Annotated in this window: 5 protein-coding genes and 1 pseudogene; 1 reads left to right on the top strand and 5 read right to left on the bottom strand. The window is 68.7% G+C overall.

What is annotated here, in order from left to right:
- Positions 1-295: 295 nt before the first annotated feature.
- Complete coding sequence (locus tag JWN97_RS11685) at positions 296-1,549, top strand: hypothetical protein (protein ID WP_297622673.1); 1,254 nt, start codon at positions 296-298, stop codon at positions 1,547-1,549.
- Between the two features lie 232 nt (positions 1,550-1,781).
- On the opposite strand, the gene JWN97_RS11680 is transcribed toward JWN97_RS11685, so the two are convergent.
- The 5 genes and pseudogenes from JWN97_RS11680 to JWN97_RS11660 form a co-directional block, all read right to left on the bottom strand.
- Positions 1,782-2,348, bottom strand: coding sequence for a TerD family protein (locus JWN97_RS11680; RefSeq protein ID WP_297622671.1), 567 nt, complete (start codon positions 2,346-2,348; stop codon positions 1,782-1,784).
- Between the two features lie 67 nt (positions 2,349-2,415).
- Entirely contained in the window at positions 2,416-2,841 is a 426-nt protein-coding gene (locus tag JWN97_RS11675) for a VOC family protein (protein WP_297622670.1), read from the bottom strand.
- 101 nt (positions 2,842-2,942) lie between these two features.
- Entirely contained in the window at positions 2,943-3,299 is a 357-nt protein-coding gene (locus JWN97_RS11670; protein WP_297622668.1) for a PRC-barrel domain-containing protein, read from the bottom strand.
- A gap of 64 nt (positions 3,300-3,363) precedes the next feature.
- Positions 3,364-4,026, bottom strand: a complete 663-nt coding sequence (locus JWN97_RS11665) for an FMN reductase (protein WP_297622666.1) — start codon at positions 4,024-4,026, stop codon at positions 3,364-3,366.
- A pseudogene (locus JWN97_RS11660) lies at positions 4,023-4,483 on the bottom strand (5,10-methylene tetrahydromethanopterin reductase); the annotation flags it as partial. The gene JWN97_RS11665 and the pseudogene JWN97_RS11660, both read right to left, overlap by 4 nt.

Below are 4,483 nucleotides of genomic sequence, written 5' to 3'. Positions count from 1 at the left end.
AGACCTCCAGGTGGTGGAAGCGGTTCTTAGACAGCTCCACTCCACGCCCGGAGGTCTTCGCCTTCCAAGCTCATTCAGATCGTGTCGTCACACGATCTCGACCAACGTGCCCGATCAGTACAGCTAGGTCAGACTGACACAAGTGCGTGCAGCGCCCTCAGCGACAACTTCACTTGGATGGGGCGCGTCATACTCCGGACCGACCCCGCCTCGGGAGGACCTGATAGTGAGAACTGCCCACGTGACGCGTCATAGCACTCGCCTGCGAGGCGCCCTGCTGCCCATCCTGCTCGGCATGATCGCCTCCACGCTGATTTCTCTGCCTGCCCACGCCGACAGCCGTGCCAACCGTCCGGGAGAGCGGCAGTGGACACACCAGATGAGCGGTGAGTTCGCCCGGTTCGGAGCCGTGGCGACCGACCCGGCCAACAGGACCGTCTACGTCTACGGGATCCGCCAACCGCACGACAGCGCGGAGTCCGAGTCCTTCGTCCGAGCGATCCACCGTCGCACGGGCAAGACACTGTGGACCACGCCGGCGCCGCAAATCTACGCCGACGTCGAGCTCATGGTCGATGGCACGCGCGGTCACATCACGTTGAGCGGCGGTTACGACAGCCCCGCCGCGGTCACGGTCCTTGATCGCCAGGGCAACCTCGTCTGGCAGAGCACGGGCGCGGTCGGGCGCACGCTTGCCGCCGTGGATCCCACCAGCGGCCAGACGTGCACGGTGAGCCAGGACCGTGGGTCGGGGACCACCTGGACGACTGCCTGCTGGAGCACGGAGGGTGTGGCGCTGTTCAGCGACCGCTATGAGTCCGGGGCCGGGCCCGGGTCTGGCAGCCGACCCCTCGACATCGAGATTGACAGCGCCACCGGGGCGGTCGTGGTGCTGGGGCAGCACCGATTCGGAGACCAGAACGGGATCGGGCTGAACCGGATGGTGATCTCAGCCCACTCCCCGCACGGCGACCTGCTGTGGCGCACTGACTCCTACGCAGGCCCCCGCGCGCAAGGAGTCGACCTGGAGATCAACCCGCACAATGGTCGTATCTACGCCTTCGGTCAGGTCCGCCGGAGCAGCCTGTTCTTGCACGGCCTGAGGGCCGACAGCGGGCAGCTGTTGTTTCGTCGCACTTGGTCGGCCGGCAGGAAGGGGCGCCTCAGCTTGGCACAGCACCTCGTCTCCCTACCGGGCTCGGGCAATCTGGTGGCCACCGGCCTGCACGGCAGAACTCTGCAGATCGTGACTGTGAATGCAGCCGGCCGACGGGTACGTGTCGCGCGGACCACCGTCCAGGGCGACGCGCCCTTGGTCACCCAGGATCCGCGGCGCCGCGTCCTGCTCGCCTTCTCGCCGGACCAACGGAGTCTGGTCGTCGAGAGCTACTCGATGCGGGCTCACCGGCTCTGGCGCTGGTCGACGAAGCTGCGGAAGAGCAGCACGGTCATGGCTATGGGACCCGCGGCGCTCGATCCACGGACCGGACGCTACGTCGTGGCCACGGAGCAGCGGGGTCGAGGGATCCTGCACGCCTTCGAGGGATGAACCAGAAGGACCTGTGCGTCACCGTCAGGAATCCACCCTGGCAAGACCCAACACCCGCGATAGGGGTGAGCACCCATCGCTGCAAGCCGTCACGAGTGTTGTTACGCGGCGATGTGCCGCACCTCAGTAGGACACGTCCCTGTCACCCATGACGAAGCTGGGCCAAGCCGCCAGGTCGTCTCAACTCGGAGTCCTGGCGCCGCGAGACCTACGGCGCGGATGCCCGTGAGCCTCAGATGAAGGGCAGGAGAGCCTCGATCGAGTCCGTCGGCGTCTTCAGGGCGATGCCGGTCCCGATCGCGCGGAGCTTCCAGGTCGACCCGTCGCGGAACAGCTTCGCCATGACGAGCCCCGTCTCTCGGACCCCGAGCGTGAGGGTGAAGCGGGCCAGCTCGGTGCCGTTGTCGTCGATGAGCCGGCAGTAGGCGTTGTGGATGAACTCCAGGGAGTGCCCCTGATAGCTGGTGACCAGGAACAGGATCGATTCGACCTTGGGGTAGACCTGACTGAGGTCCACGGTGATCACCTCGTCGTCACCCTGGCCCTTGCCGGTGGTGTTGTCGCCCAGGTGGACCACCGAGCCGTCACGGGTCGCGAGGTTGTTGAAGAAGGCGAGGTCGAAGAACGCGCCGTTGGCGAACTGCACGGCCGAGGCGTCGAGGTCGATCGGCGGCGCGCCGCTGGCGATGAAGCCGGCCGTCGGGTTGTGGTCCCAGCCGACGGCCATCTGCACCTTGGTCAGGGTCTGCCCGTCCTCGGCGCTGAGGGTCAGCTCCTGGCCCTCGGTCAGCTCGATCACGGGGCGCTCCTCCGGTAGGCGATGCTTGCGAACGTACAGGGCACATCCCTCGTGCGATGGCCGACCGTCAGGACGACGACGTCCCAGCGATGTTGACCAGCCAGCCGATCCCGAACCTGTCGTTCAGCATCCCGAACTCGTCGCCCCAGGGCGCCACCTCGAGCGGCTGGCGTACCTGGCCGCCCTCGGACAGGCCGGCGAACCAACGGCGCAGCTCCTCCGCGTCCTCGGACCCGCCGGACAGGCTGACCGAGATGTTGTCGCCGAACGTCACCTGCACCATCTCCGGCGGGGCGTCGGCGCCCATGAGCGTGATGCCACCGGGCGTCTGGAGCTGGCCGTGCATGACCTGGGTGGCCAAGGGGCCCTCGGTTCCCATGTCGCCGAAGGTCATGATGGTGAGCTCACCGCCCAGCACGGACTGGTAGAACTCCATCGCCGCGCGCGCCTGGGCGTCCGGGAAGTTGAGGTAGGGGTTGAGCGTGATCGACATGGCCGGGTCCTCTCGAGGTGGGGGTGGATCCAACCTAGGAGAGACCTGCGACGGGGGAAAGGTCACCGCAGAGGTGCCGAGGAGCCCGACCCGGGTCGGACTCACTCGTCGACGTGCCGGTCGGTGAACTCCCCGTAGTAGTCGGCGTGCTCCCCCTGCGCCTCGTCACCCCAGGTGTCCCGGTCGTAGTCGGGGGCGGCCTTGATGGCAGCCTTCGACATGTTGACGACCACGATCTCGTTCTCGTGGTCGACGCCGGAGACGGTGCCCGCCGGGATCAGTCGCAGCTTGCCGAAGATCCAGAAGCCCGTGTCGACCACGAGCCAGCGGCGCGCGGCCTCGGTGCTGGCCTCGTCGACCGTGCCGATGGCCCCGTCTCGTGCGTGCACCTCGTAGCCGACGAGGTCGCTCTGGCGGATCCAGTCGTCGTTCTTGTAGCTCCACACGATGTCGTCCATCCTCGCGACGCTGCCACAGCACGTCACCGCGGGTCACCCCCGCCGGGGTGGAGGAGCAGCACCGTCAGTCGGAGCCGGAGTGCCCGCGGAGCAGGTCGCCGAAGGGGGTCACATCGGACTCCACCTGCGTTCCGGGCGTACGGCGGGGGCGCGCGGCGAGGTCGGGTGCGAACCCGCCGACTCCGTAGTCGCCCTGGCTGAGCACGTTGGCCGCCAGCTCAGACGCGGCGCGCGTGATCCGGTCGGAGAGCCCGTGGCTGCCGAAGTCCTCGGTGGCCGCGAACACGCCCGTCGGTACGACGATCGCGCGGAGGTAGGCGAAGAGCGGCCGCATCGCGTGGTCGAGCACCAGCGAGTGCCGGGTGGACCCGGCGGTCGCGGCGATCAGGACCGGCGTACCGGTCAGCGAGTCGGGGTCGAGGGCGTCGAAGAACATCTTGAACAGCCCGCTGAAGCCGGCGTTGAAGACCGGGGTCACGGCGATCAGGCCGTCGGCGGCGGAGACCCGCTCGCGCAGCTCGGTGAGCCGCGGCGTCGGGATGCCGCCGGTGACCATGAACGTGGCCAGCTCGCCGGCGACCTCGCGCAGCTCGATGAAGTGCACCTCCACCGACTCGCCGCGCGCGGTGACCTGCGCCGAGGTGGCCTCGGCGAGCTGGTCGGCGAGGAGCCGGGTGGACGACGGGACGGTCAGCCCCGCCGTCACGACGACGATGCGTCGGCTCATGCCTGCACCTCGACCCGGGCCCGGGCGGGCTCGACGAGGTGGTGCGGGGCGTCGGGGCCGGCAGCGACGAGCGAGGCGTGGGTGGGCGGGTCGCTGGGCACGTGGGCGGGACGACGGCGCTCGAACTCCTTGCGGAGCACGGGCACGACCTCGGTGCCAAGCATCTCCACCTGCTCCATCACCAGCGACGTCGGCAGGCCGGCGTGGTCGACGAGGAAGAGCTGGCGCTGGTAGTCGCCGGCGTAGTCGGCGAAGCCCAGGGTGCGCTCGATGACCTGCTCGGGGGTGCCGACGGTCAGCGGGGTCATCTCGGTGAAGTCCTCCAGCGACGGGCCGTGGCCGTAGACCGGGGCGTTGTCGAAGTAGGGGCGGAAGACCCGCTTGGCCTCGGCCTCGGTGGAGGCCATGAACACCTGCCCGCCGAGCCCGACGTAGGCCTGGTCGGCGGCGCCGTGGC

The organism is Nocardioides sp. (genome assembly GCF_025965415.1).
GTDB lineage: Bacteria > Actinomycetota > Actinomycetes > Propionibacteriales > Nocardioidaceae > Nocardioides.
This window is presented reverse-complemented; position numbering and strand designations above follow the sequence as displayed.

What these genes read in the sequence shown, in the direction of transcription:
- JWN97_RS11670 (WP_297622668.1), bottom strand. Translation starts at nt 3,299, where the DNA reads ATGGACGACATCGTGTGGAGCTACAAGAACGACGACTGGATCCGCCAG.
- JWN97_RS11675 (WP_297622670.1), bottom strand. Translation starts at nt 2,841, where the DNA reads ATGTCGATCACGCTCAACCCCTACCTCAACTTCCCGGACGCCCAGGCG.
- JWN97_RS11665 (WP_297622666.1), bottom strand. Translation starts at nt 4,026, where the DNA reads ATGAGCCGACGCATCGTCGTCGTGACGGCGGGGCTGACCGTCCCGTCG.
- JWN97_RS11685 (WP_297622673.1), top strand. Translation starts at nt 296, where the DNA reads ATGATCGCCTCCACGCTGATTTCTCTGCCTGCCCACGCCGACAGCCGT.